Annotated in this window: 24 protein-coding genes; 10 read left to right on the top strand and 14 right to left on the bottom strand. The window is 51.6% G+C overall.

Annotation, left to right across the window (positions count from 1 at the left end; all coding sequences use genetic code 11):
• Positions 1 to 151: 151 nt before the first annotated feature.
• From KIH39_RS05135 to KIH39_RS05090, 10 genes are all read right to left on the bottom strand, one after another.
• A complete protein-coding gene (locus tag KIH39_RS05135; RefSeq protein WP_213498191.1) occupies positions 152 to 1591 on the bottom strand; it encodes a sigma-54-dependent transcriptional regulator in 1440 nt (479 codons plus the stop codon).
• Complete coding sequence (locus KIH39_RS05130; RefSeq protein WP_213498190.1) at positions 1566 to 3080, bottom strand: ATP-binding protein; 1515 nt, start codon at positions 3078 to 3080, stop codon at positions 1566 to 1568. Before KIH39_RS05130 ends, KIH39_RS05135 begins: the two co-directional genes overlap by 26 nt.
• A 24-nt stretch (positions 3081 to 3104) precedes the next feature.
• The gene (locus KIH39_RS05125; protein ID WP_213498189.1) at positions 3105 to 6617 is read right to left on the bottom strand and encodes an efflux RND transporter permease subunit; all 3513 of its coding nucleotides are present in this window, start codon (positions 6615 to 6617) and stop codon (positions 3105 to 3107) included.
• Positions 6618 to 6619: 2 nt separating this feature from the next.
• Complete coding sequence (locus tag KIH39_RS05120) at positions 6620 to 10366, bottom strand: efflux RND transporter permease subunit (protein ID WP_213498188.1); 3747 nt, start codon at positions 10364 to 10366, stop codon at positions 6620 to 6622.
• Between the two features lie 10 nt (positions 10367 to 10376).
• Entirely contained in the window at positions 10377 to 11669 is a 1293-nt protein-coding gene (locus KIH39_RS05115; RefSeq protein ID WP_246539532.1) for an efflux RND transporter periplasmic adaptor subunit, read from the bottom strand.
• Positions 11670 to 12003: 334 nt separating this feature from the next.
• Complete coding sequence (locus KIH39_RS05110; protein ID WP_213498187.1) at positions 12004 to 12498, bottom strand: hypothetical protein; 495 nt, start codon at positions 12496 to 12498, stop codon at positions 12004 to 12006.
• Positions 12499 to 12642: 144 nt separating this feature from the next.
• The gene (locus KIH39_RS05105) at positions 12643 to 13485 is read right to left on the bottom strand and encodes a HEAT repeat domain-containing protein (protein WP_213498186.1); all 843 of its coding nucleotides are present in this window, start codon (positions 13483 to 13485) and stop codon (positions 12643 to 12645) included.
• Between the two features lie 145 nt (positions 13486 to 13630).
• Positions 13631 to 13933 (bottom strand): hypothetical protein, encoded by a 303-nt coding sequence (locus KIH39_RS05100; protein WP_213498185.1) that lies wholly within the window; start codon positions 13931 to 13933, stop codon positions 13631 to 13633.
• A gap of 64 nt (positions 13934 to 13997) precedes the next feature.
• The gene (locus KIH39_RS05095; protein WP_213498184.1) at positions 13998 to 14615 is read right to left on the bottom strand and encodes a superoxide dismutase; all 618 of its coding nucleotides are present in this window, start codon (positions 14613 to 14615) and stop codon (positions 13998 to 14000) included.
• A gap of 233 nt (positions 14616 to 14848) precedes the next feature.
• Positions 14849 to 15604: a sugar phosphate isomerase/epimerase family protein gene (locus tag KIH39_RS05090; RefSeq protein ID WP_246539530.1), complete on the bottom strand. Its 756-nt coding sequence runs from the start codon at positions 15602 to 15604 to the stop codon at positions 14849 to 14851.
• A gap of 280 nt (positions 15605 to 15884) precedes the next feature.
• Here KIH39_RS05090 and KIH39_RS05085 point away from each other — a divergent pair, with 280 nt between their 5' ends.
• Entirely contained in the window at positions 15885 to 16205 is a 321-nt protein-coding gene (locus tag KIH39_RS05085; protein WP_213498183.1) for a hypothetical protein, read from the top strand.
• A gap of 32 nt (positions 16206 to 16237) precedes the next feature.
• On the top strand, positions 16238 to 16981 hold the full coding sequence (gene ispD / locus KIH39_RS05080) for a 2-C-methyl-D-erythritol 4-phosphate cytidylyltransferase (protein WP_213498182.1): 744 nt from the start codon (positions 16238 to 16240) through the stop codon (positions 16979 to 16981).
• On the opposite strand, the gene KIH39_RS05075 is transcribed toward ispD, so the two are convergent.
• From KIH39_RS05075 to KIH39_RS05060, 4 genes are all read right to left on the bottom strand, one after another.
• Positions 16978 to 17727: a tetratricopeptide repeat protein gene (locus tag KIH39_RS05075; RefSeq protein WP_213498181.1), complete on the bottom strand. Its 750-nt coding sequence runs from the start codon at positions 17725 to 17727 to the stop codon at positions 16978 to 16980. The two genes, ispD and KIH39_RS05075, sit on opposite strands and share 4 nt — an antisense overlap.
• 42 nt (positions 17728 to 17769) lie before the next feature.
• The gene (locus KIH39_RS05070; protein ID WP_213498180.1) at positions 17770 to 18876 is read right to left on the bottom strand and encodes a PIN/TRAM domain-containing protein; all 1107 of its coding nucleotides are present in this window, start codon (positions 18874 to 18876) and stop codon (positions 17770 to 17772) included.
• Positions 18877 to 18947: 71 nt separating this feature from the next.
• Positions 18948 to 20129: a deoxyguanosinetriphosphate triphosphohydrolase gene (locus KIH39_RS05065; protein ID WP_213498179.1), complete on the bottom strand. Its 1182-nt coding sequence runs from the start codon at positions 20127 to 20129 to the stop codon at positions 18948 to 18950.
• A gap of 13 nt (positions 20130 to 20142) precedes the next feature.
• Positions 20143 to 20637, bottom strand: a complete 495-nt coding sequence (locus KIH39_RS05060) for an HIT family protein (protein ID WP_213498178.1) — start codon at positions 20635 to 20637, stop codon at positions 20143 to 20145.
• Between the two features lie 129 nt (positions 20638 to 20766).
• Between KIH39_RS05060 and rpmF the strand changes: the two genes are divergently transcribed.
• The 8 genes from rpmF to KIH39_RS05020 all read left to right on the top strand — a co-directional run bounded on the left by rpmF (position 20767) and on the right by KIH39_RS05020 (position 26835).
• Entirely contained in the window at positions 20767 to 20964 is a 198-nt protein-coding gene (gene rpmF, locus KIH39_RS05055; RefSeq protein ID WP_213498177.1) for a 50S ribosomal protein L32, read from the top strand.
• Positions 20965 to 20967: 3 nt separating this feature from the next.
• Positions 20968 to 21981, top strand: coding sequence for a phosphate acyltransferase PlsX (gene plsX, locus KIH39_RS05050; RefSeq protein WP_213498176.1), 1014 nt, complete (start codon positions 20968 to 20970; stop codon positions 21979 to 21981).
• A 21-nt stretch (positions 21982 to 22002) separates the two neighbouring features.
• Positions 22003 to 22908: an ACP S-malonyltransferase gene (gene fabD / locus KIH39_RS05045; RefSeq protein ID WP_213498175.1), complete on the top strand. Its 906-nt coding sequence runs from the start codon at positions 22003 to 22005 to the stop codon at positions 22906 to 22908.
• Positions 22909 to 23093: 185 nt separating this feature from the next.
• Positions 23094 to 23336, top strand: a complete 243-nt coding sequence (locus KIH39_RS05040; protein WP_213500277.1) for an acyl carrier protein — start codon at positions 23094 to 23096, stop codon at positions 23334 to 23336.
• A complete protein-coding gene (gene fabF / locus KIH39_RS05035) occupies positions 23333 to 24568 on the top strand; it encodes a beta-ketoacyl-ACP synthase II (protein WP_213498174.1) in 1236 nt (411 codons plus the stop codon). The genes KIH39_RS05040 and fabF overlap by 4 nt, the downstream gene beginning before the upstream one ends.
• Before the next feature lie 270 nt (positions 24569 to 24838).
• A complete protein-coding gene (locus KIH39_RS05030) occupies positions 24839 to 25759 on the top strand; it encodes a DUF1559 family PulG-like putative transporter (protein WP_213498173.1) in 921 nt (306 codons plus the stop codon).
• 109 nt (positions 25760 to 25868) lie between these two features.
• Positions 25869 to 26291, top strand: coding sequence for a hypothetical protein (locus KIH39_RS05025; RefSeq protein ID WP_213498172.1), 423 nt, complete (start codon positions 25869 to 25871; stop codon positions 26289 to 26291).
• Between the two features lie 193 nt (positions 26292 to 26484).
• A complete protein-coding gene (locus KIH39_RS05020) occupies positions 26485 to 26835 on the top strand; it encodes an ArsC family (seleno)protein (RefSeq protein WP_213498171.1) in 351 nt (116 codons plus the stop codon).
• Positions 26836 to 26837: the final 2 nt, after the last annotated feature.

The raw sequence follows: 26837 nt of genomic DNA, 5'->3' as shown, positions 1-26837 counted from the left end.
TAAAAAACTTCGAGTCTAAATGGAGCTAGCAATTGCTGTGCCCTGCTAACGAAATGACTTGCCTCCCCAAAGCTCAGCAATTTCTGCAATCGCATCTCGAGTCTAGGAATGAAAAGAACACCAGTGGTGCAAAAAACGCCAAACGATAGTTCTAAATGATGTTCGAATCCACCTCTTCTCCAATCACTTTTTCAATACTCAAACCCAGATCTCGCAACTTATACCTCAAAGTGGAACGGTTCAGACCGAGTTTTTCACTGGCTTGACCGATATGCCCGTCGGTTTGCTGCAAAACTTTTTTGAAGAGGATTCTTTCTACGTTCGCTATGAGCTGGGAATGGATTTTATTGGCCGGGGATTGGATCAATCGATCGATCATCTCATTGAGATTGCCTCCCTCGGAAAGCGCAGAGGATTGATCGGCCGATTGGTTCGAGGAGCGAATGGACGCTGGTAAATGTTCCATCAATACGAGCGGTCCAGTCGTTCTCAGCATCACTTCGCGGAGGACTCCTTGCATCTCCCGGATGTTTCCCGGCCAGCGATACTGCCGGAAATACGCCAGCACCTCCGGATCGAACCCCTGAATATTCAGCTCGAGTTCCCGATTGAACTGGAATAGAAAGTGATTTGCCAACTCCGGTATATCGTCGGGACGCTCTCGCAACGCAGGGACCGGGATGGTTACTCCTCGCAATCGATAGTACAAATCCGCTCGAAATAGCCCCTCCGCAATTCGCTTCTCCAAATCTTGATTCGTGGCGGCGATCAATCGCACGTTAGTGCGAATTGTTTCTCGACCGCCCAGTCGCTCGAAAGCTTGCTCTTGCAATAATCGCAGGACCTTCGCCTGGGCCGCTAGTGGCATGTCGCCGATTTCATCCAGAAAGATCGTCCCATCATGGCATTGCTCGAACTTGCCGACACGTTGCCGATCCGCCCCGGTGAAAGCCCCTCGCTCGTGTCCGAAAAGTTCGCTTTCGATCAACGATTCTGGAAGTGCTGCACAATTAATGGCGAGAAATGGCTTCCCGGCTCTTCGACTGTGATGGTAAATGGCGCGCGCGACCAGTTCCTTACCAACCCCGCTCTCCCCGAGGATGAGTACATTCACATCCTGTGAGGCGACTCGACCTATGATTTTGCACATATCCTGGATGGCCGGCGTACGTCCTACGATTTGCTCGCTAGGTTCGAGACTGGGAAGAACTGCTGGGACCCGCATCAGGTAGGCCGCTTCGAAAGCCCGGCGAAGAATTTCTTTCACGCGATCGAAATCGAGCGGTTTGATGAGATAGTCGAAAGCCCCTTCCTTCATGGCTTCAATGGCGGTGGACGTCGTACCGTGAGCCGTGATGAAGATGACCGGTTGCTTGGGAGTCAGCGCCCGGATCGCTTCAAAGGCTTTCAAACCCGAGCCATCCGGAAGTTGAAGATCCAGAACAACCACCTCCGGTTGCTCGGCCTGATGCAGTTTCAATCCTTCGGCTATCGTTCCTGCGGTGATGATTCGAGTGTTGGCGTCGCTGAATACACGGCTGAAGGAATAGCAAACACTCGGCTCATCATCGACGACTAGAAGTGTCGGCATGTTTTAATGCTCCGGCAAAGGCTTTGGGCAGATGAATTCGGAAACAGGCTCCCCCCTCCGGCTGGTTGAAAGCTGTAAGGGTTCCTCCATGATTCTGAACGATTTGGCGGGAGATGCTCAAGCCTAAACCCGTTCCCGTCGGCTTGTTGCTGACGAAGGGAGTGAAGAGGCGATCAATAACCAGCGGATCGATTCCGGGACCGGTATCGCACATGTCCAATTCTAGACTTCCGTCCGCTTCGGTCCGAAGCTGGATTTTTATCTCTCCGCCGCTCGGCATGACATCCAGTGCATTCAAACTGAGATTGACCAGCAAGCCTTTAAACTGATCGGAATCAATTTTGCACATCACTGGCGAATCGGGCAGATCGAGTTCCAAATCCACTTTTTGTTGCTGCAGTCGGGACTTAATTAATCCCGTGAATTGATAAATTAATTCTACCAGATCCGTTGGACGCACGTCCATATTCTGCGGCCGGGCGAAATCGAGAAGGGCTTGAACCTTCTTCTCCACTCGCACAACTTCCTCATGGATCACCTTCAAATCGGTCTCCGATAATCCCCCGGAATTTTTCTGTGAAAGAGCGGCTCCCACCAGCAACTTAATGCTCGTTAATGGGTTTCGGACTTCATGTGCAATTCCCGCAGCCAATTGTCCTACGGCAGCCAATTGCTCGGCCCGGATGCTGTCTCGCTCCTGCCGCTGGAGTTGATCCACGATGATTCGAACTCGGTCGTAAATTTTGCCGACCTGCAATTCCATATTCTTGAGATCGCCGCTTTCCGCGGTAAAGCGAAGCGAAGCCACTTCCTGATCCAGGTGCGCATGAACATCCTGCAATCGTACCTTGAGTCGAGTAATCACCCGGCTCAGTCCCCAGGCCACTCCAAATCCGCCGATCAAGCCGCCGCAAGCCCCGACGACACCAAGTACAACCATCCAGGAACGAGTGCGGGTCGTTTTTTCCCGAGTCTCCTCCGTCGTCTGTTTCATGGATGCGCGGTTTTCGTTCAAAACCTCTTCGCACAGATTCACGATATGCTTGATGGGATGGCTATCCGCCCATTTCATAAATTCGGAAATGGCGAATGTTGGAGGTGACGAAACCGATTGCTTCAGGTCGACGAGATATTCCTGATATCCTTTATCGATTCCCGCAATCAGATCCTGTTCCGTGGGAGAGACAACCGTCTCCCGCAAGGCTGAAAGTGCTTTTTCGAAAGCGGCCTGATCGTTCATGAGCTTATCCCGACGTTCGGGAATCGGCTCCATGATATATAGGAGACTGTGCAGTCGGATGCGACGCATGTGCGTCTCGAGATCCTGGGCCAACTGCAGTCGGGCCACATGTTCAGAAATGATCGAATCCCGGCGCTCCTGCAAACGATTCATCGAACGAATGCCGATGAAACTCGTGGCGAGCAAAGTCATCGCGATCAGAATCGATGGCATCGTTACTTTCAGGATCATCTGATGCTTGAATGCCACCTCCCCGTCTCCTTAATGCGAGGCTTAATGTGTCGTCGGATCGTTCGGTTCAGAACCGTTAGAGGGCTTGGGGCTTGCCGCAGGATACTCCAGTGATGTCGGCTTACTGTGTTCTTGACCGAACCATTGGATGACGTAGTAGAAAACAGGAGTCAAGAAAATTCCGAAGCAAGTGACTCCTAGCATGCCACTGAAAACCGCCAAGCCAAGGGAGTGACGCATCTCCGCACCCGCTCCATGAGCAAAGACCAGCGGCACTACTCCAAAGATAAATGCAAAGGAGGTCATTACGATGGGTCGGAGTCGCAGGCGGGAAGCTTCGAGCGTCGCCGTTCGCCGATCTGCTCCAGCTTCCTGCTGCTGTTTCGCGAATTCCACAATCAAAATTGCGTTTTTACAGGCCAGCCCTACCAAGACGACGAAGCCGATCTGTGTGAAGATGCTCACTTCAATGCCACCCAGTTGAACGCCCACGATGGAACAGAGCAGGCACATGGGTACAACCATGATCACGGCTAATGGAAGTTTCCAGCTTTCGTACTGCGCCGCTAAGACCAGAAAGACAAACACCACCGCCAGCACGAAGAAGTACATGGCTGAATTGCCTGCCTGATTTTGCAGATAGGCGAGTTCGGTCCATTCCATGGTCATCGACTGAGTCATCTCTTCTTTGGCAATCCGTTGCATCAGCTCAATCGCCTGGGCCGAACCGACACCAGGAGCCGCCTTTCCGGTGACCGAGGCGGCGGAGTACAAGTTATATCGCATCACCATAACCGGCCCGCTGGTATCGCGAGCCTGCATCACCGTGCCCATGCGAACCATTTGACCCTGCATGTTACGGACCTGCAATTGCATGATGTCGGTCACGCGGGATCGGTATCGCGGATCGGCCTGCACATTGACTTGCCAGGTTCGACCGAACTCGTTGAAATTGTTAACGTAATAAGAACCCAGATAGACTTGGAGCGTATTGAAAATATCGCTCACCTGAACGCCGAGAACTCGACATTTGTCGCGGTCGATATCGAGGTAGAGCCAGGGCGTATTGATCCCGGAACTACTGAATAGCCCACGCAATTCGGGTGTGGCATTACCTCTCGCAACAATTCTGTCACAAACTTGTTCCAACTGTTCGAGGCCGACGGAACCACGAGTCTCGAGGACCAGATTGAAACCGCCAGTTGTGCCCAGACCATCGACCGGGGGGGCGCCAAAAACTGTCACGATGGCCTCGCCCGTCACTTCGCGACATTTTTCCTGAATGGCTTTGGCGATGCCTTCGGCAGATAGTTCGGGCGTACGACGCTTCTCAAAAGCCTGCAGCATCACGTACATGGATCCCAAATTGGGAGCATTCGCATTCAGGATAAATGACTGACCGGAAATACCGACAGTATGTTTCACACCCGGCATCTGACGTGCAGTCTCTTCGATTTGACGCATGACCTCTTCGGTGCGTTCAACGGAGGCGGAATCGGGCAACTGCACATTAAGGATTAGGTAGCCCTTATCCTGATCGGGGATGAACCCCGTCGGAGTACGAACGAATTCGATATACGTCATAAACAACAGCCCGGAATAGGCCAGCAGTACGATCACGCTCAGTTTCAAGGTGAATCCTACGATGCTTCCGTAAACGCGCGTGACCCAATCGAAGACGATATTAAATTTGCGGAAAAACCATCCGAGTGTGAAATTGATCGGTTTTATAAGAAACCACCCAAATACGATGCCTAACAGCACACCGGGCATTCCATAACGAAGAAAATCTTTCGACCAGCTCATCCAATCCTGCGTTTGAATCTCCTTCTCAGCCGTTTGAGCGGGTAATGGGGGGAAGCCATACTTTCCTGCTAGAAATTCCGGAGCATAGTGGAATGTCACAATGCCGAAAACAACGGCAAAGATCCACCAGGGCAACGCTTCTCTGCGATGATGATAATGGCCCCCTTTTGTCTCGTCCGATTTAAAAATTAAGACCGCTCGGGAGGGAGTCATGGTCAGAGCATTAATCGCGGAGATGATGGTGGAAACGGCAATCGTCACGGCGAACTGGCGGAAAAATTGACCGGTGATACCCCCGAGGAAACAACAGGGAATAAATACCGAACTGAGTACCAAAGTGATCGCGAGCACCGGCCCGGTGATTTCTTCCATGGCTTTGATTGTCGCCGTCCGAGCGTCCAGTCCGGTCGCCATCTGACGTTCGATGTTTTCAAGCACCACAATCGCGTCATCGACGACAATCCCGATCGCCAGAACCAAGCCAAAGAGTGTAAGATTATTCAGCGTGAAACTCATCAAAGACATAATGGCAAAAGTTCCGATCAGCGAGACAGGAACGTCGATCATGGGCAGAATCATCGCCCGCCAATCCTGCAAAAATAACAGCACGACAATGGCCACCAGAATCACTGCATCCCGCAGAGTCGAGAAAACCTCGTCGACCGATTCCTGGATGAAAGGCGTGGTATCGTAAACAATTTTGTAGTCCAGGCCGTCGGGGAATCGGTTTTTCAATTCTCTCATTTTGGCGTAAACGCCTCGCGCGGTCTCGAGGGCATTCGAACCTGGCAGTTGATAGATCGACAGCGCCACCGAGGGTTTCCCGTCCAAAGTGCAGGACTGATCGTACTGTTGGGCCCCACGTTCCACCCGCGCCACATCGCGCAAGCGTACGATGCTAGTGGATTGCGGCGTATCATCCGTTGTCGTTGTCGTATTACCGCCGGTGCCACTTCCTGTACCGCTTCCCGTGGTATCCTGACTGCCTTTGAGAATAATGTTCGCAAATTGCTCGGGTTCGACCAAGCGTCCTTGAGTATTGACCGTGAGTTGAAATTGTTGGCCAATCGGAGCGGGACGCTGACCAATCTGTCCGGCGGCCACCTGCATATTTTGCTGGGCGATGGCAGTCACCACATCCATGGCACTCATATTCAGTGCCGCCATTTTGTCGGGATCGAGCCATGCTCGGAGACTGTAGTCCCGCTGGCCCAGGTATGCGACGCCGGCCACGCCGGGCAGTCGGCCCAATTCGTCGCGTACATCAATGGTGGCATAGTTACTTAAAAACAAATCGTCGTACCGCCCATTGGGGGACACCAGATTTACGATCATGAGGGTATTGGGCGACATCTTTTTGACGGTGATACCCTCGTTTTGCACCAGTGCCGGAATCACCGGCAACGCGAGTGAAACGCGGTTCTGGACGAGAACCTGGGCCATATCGGAATCCATGCCCAGCTTGAATGTGATCGTGAGAGTATATGAACCGTCGTTGGTGGCTCGCGAGGACATGTACATCATGCCTTCGACGCCGCTAACCTGTTCCTCAATGGGAGCCGCTACGGTATCGCGAACTGTGGTGGCATTGGCCCCGGGATAGGAGGCAATCACCTGGACAGTAGGAGGCGTCACATCGGGATATTGAGCCACGGGAAGAGAGAAAACGGCGACGGCACCAGCCAAGGTGATAATCACCGAGATCACTGTGGCAAAAATCGGTCTATCTACGAAAAACCGTGCTAGCACGTCTATTTCTCCTCAGCCGCTTTCGGCAGATGTTCATAATTATTTTTGGGCAAAATTTGAGTCACCGAAAGACCACGAACCAGGCGAACGAGCAGCATGCCCAGCGCCGCTCCGATCGAGCAATCGATCAGTATCGTGCCACGCCCCAGACCGGAAACGGCAAATCCCCCGAACGCGCCGACAGCGCCGACAGAAAGATAACGAGTAATTGCTCGCGCTCGAGTCGAGGAGAAAAATCGAGAATCGCTTAGTCCCTGAATCACATAGAAAAAGACCGGAGTCATAAAGATTCCGAAGACAGTCACTCCCAGCATCCCGCTGAACACGGCAGTCCCGAGGGACCGACGCATTTCCGCTCCGGCACCGGACGCGACCAAAAGTGGCATCACGCCGAAAATAAAAGCGAAGGAAGTCATCAGAATCGGTCGGAGGCGAAGACGCGAGGCCTCTTTCGTGGAATCGTATCGGGAATGCCCCGCGTCATACATTTGCTTGGCGAATTCGACGATCAAAATCGCATTTTTGCAAGCCAATCCCACAAGCACAACTAGGCCGATCTGTACGAAAATATTGACGTCTTTCTCGGCGATTCGAACCCCTTCGACCGAACAGAGCAAACAAAGTGGAACCACCAGGATAACCGCCAGCGGCAACGACCAGCTTTCATACAGAGCTGAAAGAGCCAAGAAGACGCTGATCACAGCAAGTATGAACACGTAAATCGCCGTACTGCCGGCCCGAATTTGCATGAACATCAATTCGGTCCATTCGATTTTCATCGTTAAGGGTAACGTGTCCTGTGCGAGTTGATTGATAGCCGCTATAGCTTGACCATCGCTCCCCACTTCCACATTGCCATTTACAGCGGCCGCCGTGTACAGATTGTAACGGGTAACTGATATTGGTCCGCCAATCTCTTGGGCATGAACGAGAGTGCTCAGGGGAACCATCTGCCCGCTGCTATTTCTGATCTGGAAAAGAGAGATATCTTCCATCTGACTGCGGAATTTCCCTTCTGCCTGAAGGGTAACCTGCCAGTGGCGACCGAAGTCGTTGTAGCTGTTAACGTAAACTGAACCCAAATAGATGCTCAGTGTCTGATTTATGTCGTCAAACGAGATCCCCAGAGAGGCGGCCTTGGAACGATCGACATCCAAATAAACCTGAGGGGTTTTCGAACGAAACTGCGATGTCGCACTCTTCATCCCGGGAACTTTTTTGATCTTGCGGACGAATTCATCCAACTGTTCTTGAAGCACCTCCACACCTGAACCAGCCCGGTCCTGAATCAGGAATTTGAAACCTCCGGCAACTCCCAATCCCGGAACGGGTGCGGCTCCAAAAACTGTCACAGTGCCATCTTTGACTTCTTCTGCCCAACGTGCGCGAAGTTTCGTCATTATCGCGGTGTCGCGAAGCTCAGGCTTCTGACGTTTTTCAAAAGGATCGAGCACAACGAACATGGAGGCAAAGTTGGGACTATTCGCTTGCAATAAAAATGACATTCCCGCGTTGGTAACGGTGTGCGCCACTCCAGGAGTTTCTCTGGCAATCTTTTCGACGAGTGCGACTGCGGCCGAAGTTCGTTCGAGAGAGGCCGAGTCCGGCAATTGCAGGTTTACAATCAGACGTCCCTGGTCCTGCTGCGGGATAAATCCTTTGGGGGTAATCTGAAAAATTCGAACCGTCAGAATGAGAAGACCGATGTAAACGAGAATCACCAGAAGATTGACCCGCATCAAAATTCCGACGGTCCAAGCATAACTATTCGTTCCGAAATTGAATATTTTGTTGAAGATCCAGAAGAACCAGCCCAGGGTATATTTCATCACCCATGCCAGGGGATCTAACTTTGCGTGACGGGGCCTGAGAAGAATTGCGGCGATGGCGGGACTGAAAGTGAGCGAATTAATCGTGGAGAAGAGCGTCGAAACTGCAATCGTAACCGCAAACTGTCGGAAAAACTGGCCGGTCATTCCCGGAATGAATGCACAGGGAACGAACACGGCACAGAGCACTAAGGCTACAGCGATGATCGGCCCAGTCACTTCATCCATGGCCTTTTTGGTGGCCTCGAGTGAGCTGAGACCCAGATCCATCCAGCGCTCCACGTTTTCGACAACCACAATTGCATCGTCGACGACAATCCCAATTGCCAGAACCAAGCCGAAGAGCGAAATATTATTCAGGCTATAGCCTAGGGCCGCCATCATTGAGAACGTGCCGATTATCGAAACCGGCACAGCCAGTAGCGGAATGATCGAAGCCCGCCAGCTTTGAAGAAAAATGAGAACGACGATCGCCACTAAGCCGAGAGCTTCAAGGAGCGTCTTGATCACATCGTTAACAGAATCCGCTACGAATGTCGTTGTGTCGTAACCAATTTTGTAATCGATACCATCCGGAAAGTTAACTCGGAGTTCTTCCATGCGTTTGCGAACTCTCTGGGCAACTTCCAGGGCATTGGTTCCGGGGAGTTGATAGAGTCCCAAACCGACGGAGGGGCGGCCATCGAAAGAACAGATCGTGTTGTAATTCTGAGCTCCCAGTTCGACGCGAGCCACATCTTTGAGTCGCACGATGCTGGCAGAAGGTGAAGGCATGGAAGCGGTCGAGCTGCCGCTGGACAAGCCGAGTGCACCGACCCCACCCCCCGTAGCCTCACTTCCGGTCATCGAATTACTATTCGTGGTAGTGAGTGTGCCTGTATCTGTATTCGTCGTAGTGGTGGCCGGCGCAGCAACCGTGAGAGGACTCACGGGAGTAGAAGGTATGGGAGTACTCGAGGGCAACGTGATCGTGGAAGCGTTTAAGTTATCGCTGGGATTGGGCGCTGTCAGGCCAGACAGAAGGGGTATGTTGGCGGGTGAGGTGTTCAGATTCTTGTTTGGCGTGAGACTACTGACAATCGAACTCACAACCGGAACGGCCGGGATATCCGAGATCAGTTTTCCCATCGGAGAAAGTATGGGGGGACTGCCCCCAATCTTGATAACGATGTTCTCAAATTGTTCGATTTCATTCAGACGGCCGATCGTGTCGAGCGGAAGTTGAAACGACTGACCCGGATCAATCGGCGGTTGTCCGATTCGTCCCGCCGGTGCATCAATATTCTGAGTCATCAGAGATTGCGCGACATCGATCGCAGTCATATTTCTAGAAGCGAGCTTCTGTGGATCGAGCCAGATCCGCATGCTGTAATCGCGCTGGCCTTGAATGTTGATATCGGAAACGCCATCGACTCTTAGCAGCTCGTCCTTGGCGTAAATAGTCGCAAAATTGCTGAGATACTTATCATCATACCGCCCGTCGGGAGAGATGAAGTTTACAATCATCAGCATGTCGGGAGTTCGTTTTCGAATGGTGATGCCCTGGTTCTGCACGGCCGTTGGTAACAGCGGCATTGCCAGAGTCACGCGATTCTGCACCATCACCAGCGCGGTCTTAAGATCGGTACCGATATCGAAGGTAACCGTCAGGCTGTAGCTCCCATCGTTGCCCGATTGGGAGGACATATAGAGCATGCCTGGCACGCCGTTGACGAGCTGTTCGATAGGTGCCCCCACCGCATCCGCGACCTCCTCGGCACTGGCGCCGGGGTAGCTGATGGAGACGGAGACGCCGGGCGGAGTAATGCGCGGATATTGAGCGATCGGCAAAAACAGTAGCGCAATCGTTCCCGTTAACGTGATGAAGATCGAGAGGACCGTCGCGAAGATGGGACGATCGATAAAAAAGCGAGAGATCATCTCCTAAACCTCACTTTTTCTTCTCAGTGCCCGACTTGGATTTTTTCTCAGTACCATTTAACGGCGTTTTGGAGGTATCCGGTCCACGACTCAGTGTTGGCATTCTGGAGGGAGCGGGTTCCACGAGCGTTTTCGCCCGCAACTGCTGCATATTCCCCACTGCGACCCAATCGTCGCTTTTTAAACCTTCTTCAATGACGCGCAAACCATCATCCTGCAGCGGTCCGGTCTTGACGCGCCGATACTGGATCTTGTTTTCAGCATCGACGACGTAAACGTATTTCAAACCCTGATCCGATCCAATCGCCTTATCGACCACCAGCAGCGCCTTATGGGGAACGCCGATCGGCAGCCGAATCCGGACGAACATCCCAGGAGCCAACGTCCAGATGCCTCCCTTGGGCCGGGGATTGGAAAAGATCCCTCGAACAGCAATCGTTCCGGTCGCAGAGTTTACCTGATTGTTGATAAAATTGATCCGGCCTTCATGTGGAAATCCTTCCTCACCTTCGAGAGCCATGTTAACTGGCAAGTCGGGGATAGGAGCGGGCGTTTCTACGTCCCCGGTGGACAGCTTGATCTTCCCATCGTTGATGGCTTTGACGACCTTTTGATAGGTACGCTCATCCATGTCGAAATAGGTATAAAGCGGGTCCATAGAGACTATGGTTGTAAGCATGGTCTGGTCTTGCGTGATCAGGTTGCCGGCCGTGTAATAATATCGGCTGATACGACCACTAATCGGCGAGGTGACCTTAGTAAAAGCAAGGTTCAGAAGGGCTGTGTCGAGATTGGCCTTAGCCACCTTAATTTGAGCATCGGCTTGATCCAAGGTCGCCTGATCCTGCTCGATCTGCTGCTGGGCCACGGCTGCCAAGGCCGATTTATCTCGCTTTAGAGTCTGAGTGGCCAGAAGTTTCGTGGCTTCGTTCAATACCACCTGAGCTTTGGCCTGATCGACCAACACCTGGTAAGGCCGCGGATCGATTTCGAACAGCAAGTCCCCTTCTTTGACGTCAGCACCTTCCTTGAAATTCACTTTGGTCAAGTACCCGGTAGCCCGAGCACGCACGCTGACGGAGTCTTTGGCGTCCGTCCGACCCGTGTAGTCCACATAGTCCGTTACCTCCCGCTCAACCGGGTGGCTCACCGGAATTACAGGAGTTGGCGCTTCTGCAATGATAGTAGGCTTCGGCTGGCATCCTAAACCCAAGGCCAGGCCAAATACGGCCGGGAAAGGAAGGAGGCGCATAAGCCGCAGGGTTGGGGAAATACCTTCGGAGGAATGTTTTAATTGTTCCATGATAATGTTTGCGAGGTAGAGGATTTCACGGCAGGTCCATAACTGATAGTGGGAAGTCTAAACAATCTAACGCAATTTGCATACCGTTGATTTTTGAGAATAAGGAAGAATCCAGAGATCGCTATTGGCCGCAATAATTGGTAGAAAATGTTTGCGAAATCGCTATCCACACATGAAATTTACTTGATATTAGAGAGCAACTGCCCCCACTGGCGAAATTTACGCCAGACATCCGGCACTTTATCTCGAAGCCTATTGCAGATTTTTTGGACGATCTCGAGCAAAAATGGTTCGTGAAGCGAGAACATCCTTTCCGGCTCACACCAACAACCTTCTAAAACAGAGTCTCCGCAGCGGGCTTTTTCCGCAGACTGAGATAAATGATCATCCGACAGTGAGTTTCGTCGATTTGTTTTACCAGAAATTGGTTTTGGGGCGTATCGGTCTGGTTTAAGGTATTGCTCTGGTAGCCGACAGCGGTCAAATCATACTTCCAGTCCGGCAAAGTAACGAAATACGATTTCCGAATACCCAGCCCACTTCGGAAAATATAAACTTTTGTACTGCAATGCAAACTCAGTCGACCGTCCTCAGATGTCTGGACTTCGAGTTTTTTAGGCCCGTCCTCGACCGGCTCACCACAACAGCCGGGAGCGGCAACGATCTCGATTTTGGCATTTGGAACAGGCAAATTCGCGTACGAATCCCGCACCACAAATTCGATTTCCAAATCGGCTAACACGTCCCGCTCGCTGCCGAAAGAGTCGACTACGAACAGACCAAGAAGAATGCCAATCGGGATCAGCCACTTCCATCGAAAGCGTTTCATACAAGTCTTGATAGGTATTTTCAGACAAGTATGAACAATTTAGAGAAAGTAGTTTGAAAGGGCCAACTAGAGTGATTTTCGTACGTTTCTACCAGGGAGTGGTTCCCTGGCAAGCGAATTTCAGCTTTTTAAATGTTTCGAGTACTACTCTCGAGGCGGACCGAGAGAAGGTCCTTGAGAGGCCGGTAAGGGTTCGCCCTTGAGCGGTTCAACTTTGATCGAATCGATCTTATTAGGCTCGAGAATGATTGGCGGCAGAACCGGCTCCTGTACTGGGGATACTGCCGTGCTATTACTCGGCACCACAGGAATCGTCGGCTTCACAGCTTCCTTCTCTTTATCCTTGCCACCCAGCCAACTGGGTAACGAGAAAAGGCTTTCACGCTTATTTTCGTTTTTAACCGGCGTCGCTGGCTTGGGCGATTCTTTTAACGGCGCCCCATTAAGCGCGGGGCTCTGACCGATTTGCTTGGCCGGATTCGTCTTCAGCAACCGTTCGTAGGGAGCGGCGAGCGGCGGCTCTTCACTCTGATCAAATTTAGGATCGTTGTTTCGGCCGGGTGTATAACCGAGCAATTTGTAGGAGAGTAGAGCCGAATTTGCAGCCAATCTCACTCGAATTGCAGAATCATTCGAGGCAGCCTGATCGAGGGCATATCCGACATCACCGGATATCGGACGAAGCTTACCGAGGCTATTAGCGGCGGCGACCCGGGTTCCCGTCGCAGGATCGTTCCGCAAAATCTGGATGAGTGTCGGATATATGTCCGAGAAAATTTTAGGATCGAAACTGGCCAGCTCTTCCGCCGCCGAGGTTCGATTCCGCTCTTCTTTATCGGTTTTGAGAATGGTGATCAGGGCAGGAACACGGACAACCGGATCAACTTTCGGCTTACGCGTAAACCAATCCAAGATGGGACCGGCTTCAACGAAGCCTGGCGTGAAGCTGATGAGGAAAAGGGGCAGAATCCAATGTTGCAGTCGCATCCGATCTCTCCGTCGGGAGCCAAGACTCCTCTAGGGAAATGATCGGATAGAAAGCATCGAGGGATAATCTCGAAAGCCAAACGGGCAGTGAATTTTGCATCACTGCCCACCCAAACGCTACAGACTCTCTACTCTACCCATCTCATCATTGGGGCCCGCCAGGTCCACCACCCGAACCCATGCCCGCGCCGCCTCCTGCGCCACGCATACCGCCTGGGGATCCGCCTGCATTCTTCATGCTGTCCGGCATATTATTCTTACGCGGATCTTGAATAGTCTTTTTCTCTTCCGGGTAGGCCGGAGGTTCTAAAGGCTGATCCGTGGCCGGCGGTAACTGAAATTCCTCGACCTTTGGCGGACGCAGATCCATCGGATCACGCGTTGGCTTGGTCGTAGTGCAACCTACGGATAACAATAAAAGACCGACCGTAAATGATACGGGCCGCATGGAAGACCTCCCGGTAAGACTCGGGAGATAATCCATACAGCCCGTAGGGTCAAGTCGAGTTAAACTACTTTCCGGCTTTGGCTGCCGCGAACAGTTCCGACACTTTTGCCCAGTTTACCGTATTCCACCAGGCATCCACATAGTCGGCACGCTTGTTCTGGTATTTCAGATAATAAGCATGTTCCCAAACGTCCACACCGACCAGCGGTACCAGGCCGTCCATCAGGGGACTGTCCTGATTGGCTTTCTTGATCGCTTGCAATTTGCCATCACCGTAAACCAGCCAAGACCATCCGCTGCCAAATTGTCCTAAAGCGTTTTCTTTCATTTTGGCTTGGAATGCGGTGAAATCCCCGAAAGTCTTGGTGATTTCATCCGCCAGAGGTCCTGTCGGTTTTCCGCCCGCGCCTGGAGCCATGATCGTCCAAAATAAAGCGTGATTGTGGTGACCGCCACCATTGTTGATCACGGTCTGTCGGATGTTCTCCGGGACCGATTTGATTTCGCGAAGCAATTTCTCGATGGGTTGGGCCTGCAGATCTGCATGACCATCCAGCGCTTTGTTGAGATTGTCCACGTAAGCCTTGTGGTGACGATCATGGTGAATTTCCATGGTCATCGCATCAATATAGGGCTCAAGCGCATTGAACGCATAAGCCAGAGCAGGGAGTGTAAAAGCCATTGGAGGTTCCTCTTTAACCAGATGTACAACTATATTTGTTTTAGGTCGGACATGCGATCAGTACAACCACGAAAGTGAATCGTCCCTAAAAGGAATTCGAGAGACCAAAAACGGTGCAAGAAGTGAGAGAATTTGCAGAATCGAAATTCAGACGAACGTTCTAGGCTCAAGAAGAAAAAAATCCGTCTATTCGATGAAATAGACGGATTCGACGACTTTTAGTTTAGCAAAAACTAGACCATACTCTCCAAGAGGTATTTTAGCTTTCGAACCTCGGGTTCCGTAGGAAAATCCCCATCAACTGTATCCCGGACATCGACTGATAGAGCCCGGTCGTATCGACTTCGAGTTAATTGGTTGATGATCCTGCCGTACTCCACTTCGCCCTGCCCGATCATGACCTGATACTTATCCTTACTCGTGTCGCGGAGACGAACGTGTCGGACGTAGGCATAAAGTTCGTCGAAATTATCGGTGCGGAACGGTCCGCTGTGATAAGGACTAGGATCTAAAGTCAAACCTAGACCGGGAACTTTAGTACAAAGTTCCATGGCGACTTTAGGATCGGCAGTTAAACGGTCAGCAGCCGTTTCGATTGTTAGAATCACCCCTTCGGCCTCGGCATAACGGACCAGTACCCGCAATCGTTTGGCTTCACTTTCGATATCCGCACCGAGCGGAGCCGTCTGAATATTCACGACCGGTACGGCCAGCATTCTGGCCAGTCGACAAACCGAACGAAATATTTCCCCGTATTTAGTGGGGTCCATTTCCTCGATATCGACGTGAAATGCGGCGAAGGACATGTTGCTGGCCCGTAAACGAGCCGCCACTTTATTCATGTCCGCGTGCACTTCACTGGGCTTCAAATGAGGACCCGATTCGTGAATCGCCAGATCGACTTTTTGAAAGTGCAAGTCGTTTATCGATCGCAGTGCCTGATTGAAGGGTTTCTTGCTGAAACAGAGAGAAGAACAAGCAATATACACAATTTTCCCCCCCGACTTATCGACGACGAGCCGCCCCCCGGCGGGTATCGTTCAACGAACGGGAAATAACCGGCTTTAAGCCCCTCAGCAAGAGAACAAATTGCAAAATGTTCGGCTTTGGAGCACTTTGTAAAAATTTTCCGTTGGGAACGGGGCTTACCTTGCAAACTCTAGGTAAGACGCAAAATTTCGGCGACTGAAGATACCCTAGCTTCTCATCCAAATTGGCGGTGACATTTTTCCTTCACTCAGGTATCAGATTCCGCACGAGAGGAAAGCCATGCCATCCGCGGAAGATATCGAACAGCTCGCCCGTATCGAACAGGTGCTCCATTTGCGAATTGCCGAGGCAGCTAAAGCCGGCGCCGGCGAAGAGAGTTCTTCGCCCAGCACTTTTTCAAGTTCCCAGGTGTTCGACGCCCTAAGCACTCGGCTCTTGCTTTGGCAGAACCGACTTCAGGAACTGACCCGGCAGGTGCAGCGGGCGGAACAGACGTTGATCGCGGAAGATGAACAGCTTCGCAAACTCGTGCAATCCTGCTCGGAACTCAATCAGAAACTTCATACGGTCCCCAGCATCGAACTCGGCTCGTATACCTAATCCATGAGTCCTTTCGAGCCTGGAGATCGCAGATGTTACCATCCACCGCTGTCATATTCCCCGCCGCGGGTAAGTCCCAAAGATTCGGCGGTAAAGAAAAAAAACCTTTTGCGTTGATCGATAATCGCGCAGTCTGGTTACGCACCGTGGAACAGTTCGTGAATCGCGACGAGATCAAACAGTTGATCATCGTGATATCCGAAGAAGATCTGGAGATGTTCAAACGCAAGTTTGGCGCGAACATCATGTTCTTCGACATTCAGATAGTTACGGGCGGTAAGGAACGATTCGAGTCCGTCGAAAATGCCCTCGAAATTTTAAAACCCGAGATCGAATTGGTCGCAATTCACGATGCGGTACGGCCCTGTCTGACTTCCTCGTTCATCGACACCGTTTTCAAAGCGGCGGCCGTGCATGGAGCGGCGATCCCCGCCATTGAAGTTGCCGATACACTAAAAGAATCGGCACACGGCAATTTCGTAGATAAAACAGTTTCCCGAAAAGGCCTCTGGCAAGCGCAGACTCCTCAGGTATTTCAAAAGAAAATCCTGGTCGAAGCCTTCGAAAAGCGCGGATCGATCAAGGAACCAATTACCGACGATGCGCAACTGGTGGAATGCCTGGGACAGAAAGTGAAATTGGTACCCGGCTTAAAGACCAACATCAAAATTACCTCTAGTGAGGATTTGGGATTGGTCGATTTGATTCTCAAAAACAAAAAGCCGGACAAAGTCCGGCCTTTACGTCCGTTCGAAGACGACGATCTTTACCGCTAATTTCTCTTACCGGCGAAATCCGCCAGTCGCCGTTCCGCTTCTTTGACGTGGGCAGGATCGGTATCGTGATTGGCCACTTCCCGGTAGAGTTCCGCTGCCTTGGTTCGATCATTCAACACTTTATCGTAGAGATGCGCGGCCCGTAGTCGAGCATCCAGATTAGTGGTCTTATTCCACTGGAAACATCTTTCGAAATACATGGCTGCCCGGCGAGGTTGCGCTGTCGGGCGATATTTCTCGTAAATATCCCCCAGTTGGTAGGCCGCGTCCGCAATCTTGTCGCTTTCGGGATAACGTTCCAGAAGTTGCTGGAAGAGGATTTCCGCCCGTCGCTGATTATCGATGTAATCGTTCCCGAACCCTTTGTCCTTATACCCCATGGCATCGCGGAAAAGTTCGTTCGCCCCGCGTTGGTTCAATTTAGGTTGGAGAGTGGGAACCGGGACATCTAGATCGAGGCGATAGGCGAACTTGGTGATGCGATGCAGTTGGAGTAACTCGTCTTCTGCCCATTTCGCCCGCTCGAAATCCGATATGGCGTTATAGTAATCGCGGAGTTCGAGCAGCGAACGCTGATATTGTTTTCGGGATTCTTTGAGCTTCTCCCAGATCGCGATATCAGAATTGACCGGACCCTTTTTCTCTTCGGCCTTGGCTGGTTTATTGGGGTTCTGGGCCAGTACCGTACCGGCTACCATAACCAGAACCGGTATAAATACCCAAACTTTTCGATTAGAGATTTTCACGAACCACTCCCGTCCCCGAGGACGGGAGGTTTTCCCATCCTCTTACTTCAACTCTGTCATTTTCCCGATGTCGATATTCAGGCTGGAAGGATTTCCTGAGGGGCGTTCGATCTTTCCGAAGATCATTCGTCCCGCGGGAGTCTGCAGCGCGCTGGTGACGGTAATCATCACTTCCTGACCGATGGCATTGCGTCCCTGTTCGACGACCACCATCGTGCCATCATCCAGATACCCCACCCCTTGCCCGATCTGATCGCCCGCCTTCACGATCCGAACCTGTAAAGCCTCGCCAGGTAACGCCACGGACTTCAGGGCGTTGGCGACTTCGTTGAGGTTGATGACGTCGACACCCTGAATCTGTGCAATCTTGTTCAGGTTAAAATCGTTCGTCACGACTCGACCGTTGATCGATTTGGCGAAGAGAACGAGCCGTTCGTCGACGCGAATTTTTTCGCCCTGATCCGGCTCCCCCGGTATATCTCCATCGTTCATCTCGACTTCGAGCTTAGGGTTATTCTGTAGTTTTTTCAGGATATCGAGGCCTCGGCGCCCGCGGTTTCGCTTCATCTTGTCCGAACTGTCTGCGATGGCCTGAAGTTCCTGGAGTACGAAGCGCGGCAATATGAGCTTGGAATCGATAATGCGGGTCTCGCAGATATCGGCGATTCTTCCGTCAATAACGACGCTGGTATCCAGTACGAAAGGGCGGCCTCCCTTGACCTGCTTGGAAAACTCCACATAGGGAATGATGAATCGAAACTCATCTTTCGTCTGAAGCAACGTGGATATCGAGATGTAGCAGCAGATGATAGTCACCACCATCCGGGCTATCTGCTGAATCGAGATTAAGCTTTCCGCTCTTTGTGGGAACCACGAACTGAGTAGCGGATCGAGTGCCAGTCCGAAAAGATAGCCCAGCAGCAGCCCCATCAGCAATCCAAACGCCACTGCGGAAATAGTTGTAATCTGTTTCTCTTTTTCGATGAGATCCGACGCAAAAACCGTGCCCCCCAGCCCGATTATAATTGCGACCGCGAGAGTCGCGTTTAGCAGATTAGGATGTTCGGCATAGTAAAAATAACTGAATGCCCAGAAGGACATTCCGAGCAACAGCACGACATAGCAGGCGCGCAGTAACCTCAACAGCATATAAAAACTCCGGCCGAGTCATGTGGGGTCCGCGATTGCGAGTCGGCGGATTTATGAATTATGAGATTCTATCAATCGGTGTCTGCCTGGAATAGCCTCGAATATTCCAACTTGGCAAAGCGATCAGTCATGCCGGCCAAATAATCGCAAATCACCCTTTCAAGGCTTTCCACTATTAATTTCTGCGGACGTTGGTGAGTTACCCGCTCCGGAGCGCCCGACCAGCGTTGCAAATGATTCGTCGGGAGAAGATCTGGCACCCGGACGAATTCCCGGAACAACTCTTCCAATATTCGCTTCCCTTTCACTGCCATTCGCATCACACGCGGATGCCTGTAAACTCTATCTCGCAAAAATCCTTCCAACTCGATTTTTAACGCCGCAACTTCCGGTGAAAACTGAACCAAAGGCTCAGCACACTTTCGCACGTCCTCGAGCACTTTTACCTGAAATCGTTGCAATCGCAATTCAGTTTCTGCAATTAAATCGTTAACCTGCCAGGCAATCAATTCACGAATCACGGCCTTCCGGAAATCCTCCTTGTTGAGATTCGTATATAGGTCGGAGACGATTTTTTCCCCGCGCCGCCAGATCGGAACGTTGCGTATCTCATCGAAATCGATTAAATCCGTACCCAACGCGTCATCGATGTCGTGCGTGTCGTAAGCCAGGCTATCGACCGTGTCGGCCAATTGCTGTTCGAGCAAAGGCCCTCCCGCCTGCAAAAATGGCTGGCATTCCGGTGATTTTTGATTTTTACAATGCTGAACGAAGGCTTCCCTTAGCTCCCAGGAGAGATTCAAGCCCGGAAATTCCGGGTATCGATCCTCCAACCAGTCGACTCGTCTTAAACCGAACAGATTATGCTCAAATCCACCATGTTCCTTCATCAGATCGGCGAGCGCGGTTTCCCCCGCATGCCCGAAGGGGGGATGACCCAGATCGTGCGATAGCGCAATAGCTTCCGTCAAGTCTTCGTTGAGTCTCAACCGCCGGGCGATTGTACGGCTTATCTGGACCACCTCCAGAGTATGCGTCAAGCGAGTGCGATGATGATCGTTAATTTTCCCTACTAAAACCTGCGTCTTACCCATCAGACGTCGAAATGCCGTGCAATGGATAATTCGCTCGCGATCACGCTGAAAAATAGTGCGAAAGGGATGGGGAGATTCCGGGTAAACGCGTCCGCGACTGGCTTGGCCGCGCATGGCATAGGGTGCCAGCCACCGATCTTCCATTTCAAACCACTGCATCGGGCAAAAACTCCTATTTTCCCATCTGTTTTGTCAAGGTTTCCCATAGCGAATCCAGAGATTGCACAATGACTTTGGTGTCGGTTAGCACGGGCATAAAATTCGTATCCCCATTCCAGCGGGGCACGATATGCCAGTGAAGGTGGCCAGGTAGCCCGGCTCCGGCCACCTTACCCAGATTTAATCCGACGTTAAACCCTTCGGCATTCATGGTTTTTTCAATCAATTCGATCATATTTTTGAGAAGATTTTGCGTATCCAGGGTTTCCGCTGTTGTCATTTCGGACAGGGCCGATTTGTGAGCCAGAGGGGCAACCAGTAAATGACCATTATTATAAGGGAATCGGTTTGCGATCACGATTCCGAGTTCGGAGCGATGAATGACGAGGTTTTCCCGATCATTCACCTCTGCTGCGCTGCGGCAAATAAAACAACCCGCCGCTTTTGGCTTGGAAGCATCCGGCTGAGTCACATAGGAAAGCCGCCAGGGAGCCCATAAATGATCCATATCTTTGATTTCCCGACATCCGAAGTATTGCGATTTCGTGGAGACTGGAGAGATCTCCCTCATTGACAGTCCCCTTAGGAGTACTAATATATTTGTTTACTCTACTGGGATGCGATAAGGAATTTTATCATGGCAGTACCTAAAAGGCGTACTTCCCACGCGCGTCAGGGGAAGCGACGCAGCCATTTACACGTTACGGCTCCACAAACTCAGTTCTGCTCGAACTGCGGAGAAGCCGTTCTGCCTCATCACCTTTGCTCAGCTTGTGGTCATTACCAGAAGCGTGAAGTTGTGGTCATGGAACAGCAGGAAGCCGAAGGAAAATAATTCATGCTTATTGCTCTGGACGCCATGGGTGGCGATCACGCACCAGCCCCCATAGTGATGGGGGCGGTTCAGGCGGCTCAGGAGCTAAAGGACCTGCATATCACCTTGGTTGGTGACCGCGCCCAAATCGAACCTTTAATCCCCTCTGAATTACGCGGCACTCAGCTGGATATTTTCCACTGCACGCAAGTGATCGGCATGGACGAATCTCCAGTCGAAGGGCTTCGCAAAAAACCGGACAACTCAATCTCCCGCTGTTGGCAACTGCTTGCGGAAAAAAAAGTGGAAGCCGTAGTGAGTGCGGGAAATACCGGGGCAATGGTTGCCGGTGGGATGCGTCTGCGTAAGTATCTGAAGGGTATTCGACGTCCCGGGATCGGAACGATTATGCCGACGGCCAAAGGGCCATGCATGATTATAGACGTCGGAGCAAACGTATCTCCCAAGCCCTCCCATCTGCTGCAGTACGGCGCGATGGGTATGATCTACGCCAAATACATTCTGAAGCGGGAAAATCCCACAATCGGCCTGATCAACGTCGGGGAAGAACAGGGAAAAGGCCACGATCTGGCCAAGGATACTCAGAATCTTTTCAAAGCGAGCCCGCTGAAGGAATCGTTCGTCGGAAACATCGAAGGTCGCGACATTCATCGCGGAGCCTGTGATGTGATCGTGACGGATGGCTTTGTGGGTAATGTGATCTTAAAGCTCTGTGAGGGCGTCTTCGAGTTCATCATGAAGCTGGTGAGCAAGGAAGTTGTCGCGACACTGCCCAACGACAAGATGGCGGCCATGCAGGCGCTGCAAGCGATGACGATGAAGTACGATTATTCCACTTTTGGTGGTGCCCCGCTTCTGGGGATTGACGGGACTTGCATCATTTGCCACGGAAGCTCGAAGGAAAGAGCGATTAAAAATGCGCTGAGTGTAGCGGCTACGCAGAGCAAAGTCAGTTTGAATCAACACATTGTAGAACTTCTAGATTCGCTTCCCGCTCCAGCTTCCGAAGAAGAATAAGCCCAGAGATTGGAGATCGGCATGAGCCGCACCGCATTCCTATTCCCCGGGCAAGGCGCCCAGATCGTCGGTATGGGGAAAGCTCTCGTAGAAGCTTCTTCCAAGGCCAAGGCTTTGTTCGAACAGGCTAATTCTATTCTGGGCTTCGATCTTTTGAATCTCTGTTTAAATGGCCCCAAGGAACGCCTGGACGCCACGGATGTGAGCCAACCGGCAATATTCGTTGCCAGCCTGGCGGCTTTAGAACACCTACGTGAATCTGAACCCAACACCGTATCCAGCTGCGAAACGACTGCCGGATTAAGCCTCGGAGAGTACACCTCGCTCGTTTTTGCCGGCGCCTTGAGCTTCGAAGACGGCTTACGCGTTGTGAAAGTTCGAGGCGAGGCAATGCAAGCGGCGGCGGAAGCAACGCCGAGCGGTATGGTGAGCGTCCTGGGCTTTAATGTTCCGGAAGTGGAAGAACTGGTTGTCGAAGCTCGCGCCGTGGGTGTCCTTCAGATTGCCAACTACCTCTGTCCGGGAAACACAGTTGTCTCCGGCACCCGCGAAGCTTGCGACAAACTGCTTCAGATCGCAGAAGCCCGCGGAGCCAGGACAGTTCCTTTGGCGGTGGCCGGGGCATTTCACACAAATTTGATGAAACCGGCAGATGACAAATTGGCGGCCGCTCTGGAACAAGTTACATTTTTAACTCCCAGAATCCCGATTTGGTCAAATGTGGATGGCCGGCCGCACGATAATCCCTCAGAGCTCAAGTCCCTGCTGATTCGTCAGGTCGTCTCCCCGGTAATGTGGGAAGACTTGATGAGAGGAATGATCTCCCAGGGGATTAACGATTTTGTGGAGATTGGTCCGGGTAGAGTGCTTGCCGGCCTGCTAAAACGGGTCGATCGAAAGCTGCCCTGCCGTAACATCAGTGCGTAACCCGAGAAACTGTAGAAATTTCTGTTCATCGGGCATCGCCGATTCTTGTTTGGGCGATATCGTATGCGGATGAGATTTCCGATTGTCGGCACTGGAAGCATATGCTAGAAAGTTCTATTCAGCACAATGCAGGACGCTGACGAACAATCGTTCTGGCTGAAAATTAGCTCCCTCCGGAGGATGTAATTGTGTCCGTTGAGCAACGCGTCATTGAAATAGTTTGCGAACATCTGGCCGTTAGTAAAGAACAGGTCTCCCGTGCCACGAATTTCGTGGATGATATCGGAGCGGACTCTCTCGACATCGTGGAACTGATCATGGAGCTGGAAGAAGAATTCGACATCCAGATTCCAGACGATCAGGCCGAAAAGATCAAGACTGTCGGCGAAGCGATTGATTACATCGAGAAGGAAACGAACAAGAAATGACTCGCCGAGTCGTTGTCACCGGTTTAGGCACGGTCAATCCGCTGGCCTCCGATGTTTCTGGTTTTTGGCAGGGACTTCTGGAGGGCAAAAGCGGTATTGGCCCCATTACACTTTTCGACACGAGTGCTTTTCGAGTCCGATTTGGGGGAGAAGTCAAAAACTGGCAACCCGAAACTCTCATCGAAGGCAAGTTGGCGCGACGACTGGATCGTTTCGCGCAGTTCGCACTCGTGGCTGCCAAGCAGGCCATCCAGGACTGTGGTCTGGATTTCAGCAAAGAAGACGCCTTTCGCTGCGGTTGTATGATCGCCAGCGGTATAGGAGGTCTGAGTGAGTTCGAAGAGCAACACTCCCGCTACCTCACAGGTGGTCCCGGCCGAATCAGTCCCTTTGTTATACCCAAGATGATCGCCAACTCGGCAAGTGGTACGGTTTCCATTGAATTCGGTCTCATGGGACCGAACACCGCGATTTCGACGGCATGTGCCTCGGCCTCTCATGCAATTGGAGATGCCTTCCACACAATTAAAATGGGCCTGGCTGACGTTATGGTCACCGGCGGAGCCGAAGCGGGTATCACCCCGATGGGACTTGGTGGCTTCTGTTCCTCCAAAGCCTTGTCGACTCGAAATGACGATCCGGTTCATGCCAGCCGACCGTTTGATAAGGATCGGGACGGTTTCGTCCTAGCGGAAGGGGCCGGAATCGTAGTACTTGAAGAATACGAGCACGCGAAAAGCCGCAACGCAACAATTTATGCCGAGATCCTGGGTTGCGGCAACACGGCCGATGCTTTCCATATCACCCAACCGCACGAAGAAGGGTTGGGGGCCGCCAAGGCGATGGAGCTGGCAGTAAAATACGCCGGCCTGAACCCTGAAGATATCCTTTATGTCAACGCCCACGGAACGAGTACTCAACTCGGGGACGTCGCCGAAACAAAAGCGATCAAGAAAGTTTTCGGCTCTTTTGCCAGGAAATTGGCGGTAAGCAGTACGAAAAGCATGCTGGGACATTTGCTGGGGGCCAGTGGCGGCGTAGCTGTTATCGCCTGCTGTCTGTCCTTGAAAAAGGGCGTGCTGCATCCCACGATTAACTTGCAGACCCCCGACCCGAACTGCGATTTGGATTACATACCCAACCAGCCGCGAGAAGTTCGAGTCAAGCATCTGATAACAAACAGCTTCGGCTTCGGTGGCCATAATTGTTGTCTGGCCTTCGGGGCAGTCTAAACCCAACTTGTTCAAGCCAAGGCTCGCCCAGCCCAATTTCAGCCCGAAATCTTAATATTTTCCGCTTCGCTGCTTAGAATGCCACAACACATCCCTACTAAATTTAGGTCAAAACACTCACAAAACCCCCTTCCTGTCTCTTCTTGACTCCTCCGGCCGAATCCATCTCACAAATAATTAATTTTTGTTCATTTATCATATTGACAAAAATTAATTAAAATTTAACATCTTAAAAGTCTTTTACTCTCCACTCTTTCCAAGGTACTCGCCATGAAAAGTTTTAGAGCCCGGTCCGGTTTCACACTCATCGAATTATTGGTAGTTATCGCTATCATCGCGATCCTGATTGGTCTGCTGCTTCCCGCAGTCCAGAAAGTTCGAGCGGCCGCCGCCCGAATGCAGAGCACTAACAATTTGAAGCAGATCATGCTCGCCTGCCACAACTTCGAAAGTGCTAACGCCAAGATTCCCCCCATGTCTGACCGCATTAACGGGAATCAGAATTGGGCCTCCCTGCATTTCTTCATTCTGCCCTACATGGAGCAGAACGCCATTTACGACTGGGGCGTTCGGATCGGTAACACCTGGACTGGTAATGCGGACATGCCCGGCGCGAAAGTTATCAAACTATTTCAGACCACACGGGACTACACTAATCCGCCCTCGACCTGGACAGAAAACAACGGTGGCACCTGGGCCTTTTGCAATTACGGTTTGAATCAGGCCGTATTCGGGGTGGTCTGTACCAGCACCACGAATCAGGTCAAGCCATTGATGGGAATCACCGACGGTCTTTCCAATACCGTGGGCTTCTGCGAACAACTCGGTTTCTGCGGCACGGGCGATTCGAACACCGCACACAACCCCTCCCCTTATTACATTCCCAAACTCTGGGCTTATCACATGCCCTGGTACTGGCAACAAGGCCCCTACTTCGACACTCGTATCATGAGCGGCGAGGGTTGCAGTAACGGAGCTCCCACGAACGTGACCAAAAAGGCAACCCCTCCCCAGTCCGCACCCAAAGTGGAAGCTTGCAATCCTTACTATGCACAATCGATGGACGCTTCCGGCTGTCTGGTCGCAATGATGGACGGCAGCGTTCGAGGCGTCATGCCCACCGTCAGCCAGACGACCTGGTACTCCGCGATTCAGCCTACGGATGGCACCGTGCTTGGTAGCGACTGGTAAGTCACTGAGATTCGAATAATCGTTTTCGTCGGCGGGTGACACTTGGCCTGTTACCCGCTCTTACGACTCTATAGACACTGTGCGATTTCACGCAGAAATGATTGATTCCATGTCGAAAAAAATGACTCTCCCCGCATTTTTGCCTTCGATCGTCCTTCTGACACTCCTAATCCTTACGGCTGGTTGCTCGGACAGGAAGCCTGTACGCGTAACATTAGATGGCACCGTGACTTATAAGGGTTTGCCCTTGAAGAGCGGCATGCTGGGTTTCCATGGTGAACAGGGAGATCACTGGACGGCCAATATAAACGATGGCAAGTTCATCGTTACAGATCTGGCCCCAGGGAAACTGAAAGTGACTTATGTGGAAGCCCCTCATAACTTTGGAAGTTCCTCGGACAAAGCGGGAAGCTCCGGGAAATCTTTACCAAGTTCCGATGCGGGTCTGATGAAATATTCCAGCCCCGATCAGACCACCTTGGAATACACCATTACCGAAGATCAGAAAAAGCTGGAAATTCAAATCCCATAAGCCCGATCGAAGCTTTGGATTAAAGTTCATAATGCCCTAAAGTTGGTCGCCTCTTACTTGGGAATCCCAATCGCCCATTGGGATTCCCATCTCGATTCCGTTCAGCATTTTCGAGCGTTTTACTCTGAACTCGTGGAATTATTTCCCTGGAAGACTATTACTTTCATCAACCACCAACCAAGGGAGATTTTCGATGGCAAAAAAAATTGACTGGATGTATCAACGAAAATCCTGCGTCACCTGCCAGCGAGCGCGCGACTATCTCGAAGCCGTGGAAAGTCCGATCAAGGAATCGGTAGACGCCGTAAAAATTCGCTACTCGACCGCCGAGGCGCTGGCTCTACTGGAAGGTATGAACCAGATGATCGCATCGAAGGGGAAGAACATAGTGAAATTCGACCTGAAAAAGGATCGACCAGATGATGAGACCTTACTGGCTCACCTCATGGGACCGACGGGTAACTTGCGCGCTCCAACCGCTAAAGTTGGCAAAACCCTATTGGTAGGATTCAGCGAAGAAACCTACAAGGATGTCGTCGGTTGAAT

The sequence above is a fragment of the Telmatocola sphagniphila genome (genome assembly GCF_018398935.1).
Classification (GTDB): Bacteria; Planctomycetota; Planctomycetia; order Gemmatales; family Gemmataceae; genus Telmatocola; species Telmatocola sphagniphila.
Note: the sequence above shows the minus strand (reverse complement) of the source record. Positions and strands in the feature narration are given on the sequence as shown.

Coding starts and splice junctions, on each gene's coding strand:
- KIH39_RS05135 (WP_213498191.1), bottom strand. CDS start 1,591: ATGCCGACACTTCTAGTCGTCGATGATGAGCCGAGTGTTTGCTATTCC.
- KIH39_RS05120 (WP_213498188.1), bottom strand. CDS start 10,366: ATGATCTCTCGCTTTTTTATCGATCGTCCCATCTTCGCGACGGTCCTC.
- KIH39_RS05115 (WP_246539532.1), bottom strand. CDS start 11,669: ATGGAACAATTAAAACATTCCTCCGAAGGTATTTCCCCAACCCTGCGG.
- KIH39_RS05110 (WP_213498187.1), bottom strand. CDS start 12,498: ATGAAACGCTTTCGATGGAAGTGGCTGATCCCGATTGGCATTCTTCTT.
- KIH39_RS05105 (WP_213498186.1), bottom strand. CDS start 13,485: ATGCGACTGCAACATTGGATTCTGCCCCTTTTCCTCATCAGCTTCACG.
- KIH39_RS05100 (WP_213498185.1), bottom strand. CDS start 13,933: ATGCGGCCCGTATCATTTACGGTCGGTCTTTTATTGTTATCCGTAGGT.
- KIH39_RS05095 (WP_213498184.1), bottom strand. CDS start 14,615: ATGGCTTTTACACTCCCTGCTCTGGCTTATGCGTTCAATGCGCTTGAG.
- KIH39_RS05085 (WP_213498183.1), top strand. CDS start 15,885: ATGCCATCCGCGGAAGATATCGAACAGCTCGCCCGTATCGAACAGGTG.
- ispD (WP_213498182.1), top strand. CDS start 16,238: ATGTTACCATCCACCGCTGTCATATTCCCCGCCGCGGGTAAGTCCCAA.
- KIH39_RS05070 (WP_213498180.1), bottom strand. CDS start 18,876: ATGCTGTTGAGGTTACTGCGCGCCTGCTATGTCGTGCTGTTGCTCGGA.
- KIH39_RS05065 (WP_213498179.1), bottom strand. CDS start 20,129: ATGCAGTGGTTTGAAATGGAAGATCGGTGGCTGGCACCCTATGCCATG.
- KIH39_RS05060 (WP_213498178.1), bottom strand. CDS start 20,637: ATGGATCATTTATGGGCTCCCTGGCGGCTTTCCTATGTGACTCAGCCG.
- rpmF (WP_213498177.1), top strand. CDS start 20,767: ATGGCAGTACCTAAAAGGCGTACTTCCCACGCGCGTCAGGGGAAGCGA.
- plsX (WP_213498176.1), top strand. CDS start 20,968: ATGCTTATTGCTCTGGACGCCATGGGTGGCGATCACGCACCAGCCCCC.
- fabD (WP_213498175.1), top strand. CDS start 22,003: ATGAGCCGCACCGCATTCCTATTCCCCGGGCAAGGCGCCCAGATCGTC.
- fabF (WP_213498174.1), top strand. CDS start 23,333: ATGACTCGCCGAGTCGTTGTCACCGGTTTAGGCACGGTCAATCCGCTG.
- KIH39_RS05030 (WP_213498173.1), top strand. CDS start 24,839: ATGAAAAGTTTTAGAGCCCGGTCCGGTTTCACACTCATCGAATTATTG.
- KIH39_RS05025 (WP_213498172.1), top strand. CDS start 25,869: ATGTCGAAAAAAATGACTCTCCCCGCATTTTTGCCTTCGATCGTCCTT.
- KIH39_RS05020 (WP_213498171.1), top strand. CDS start 26,485: ATGGCAAAAAAAATTGACTGGATGTATCAACGAAAATCCTGCGTCACC.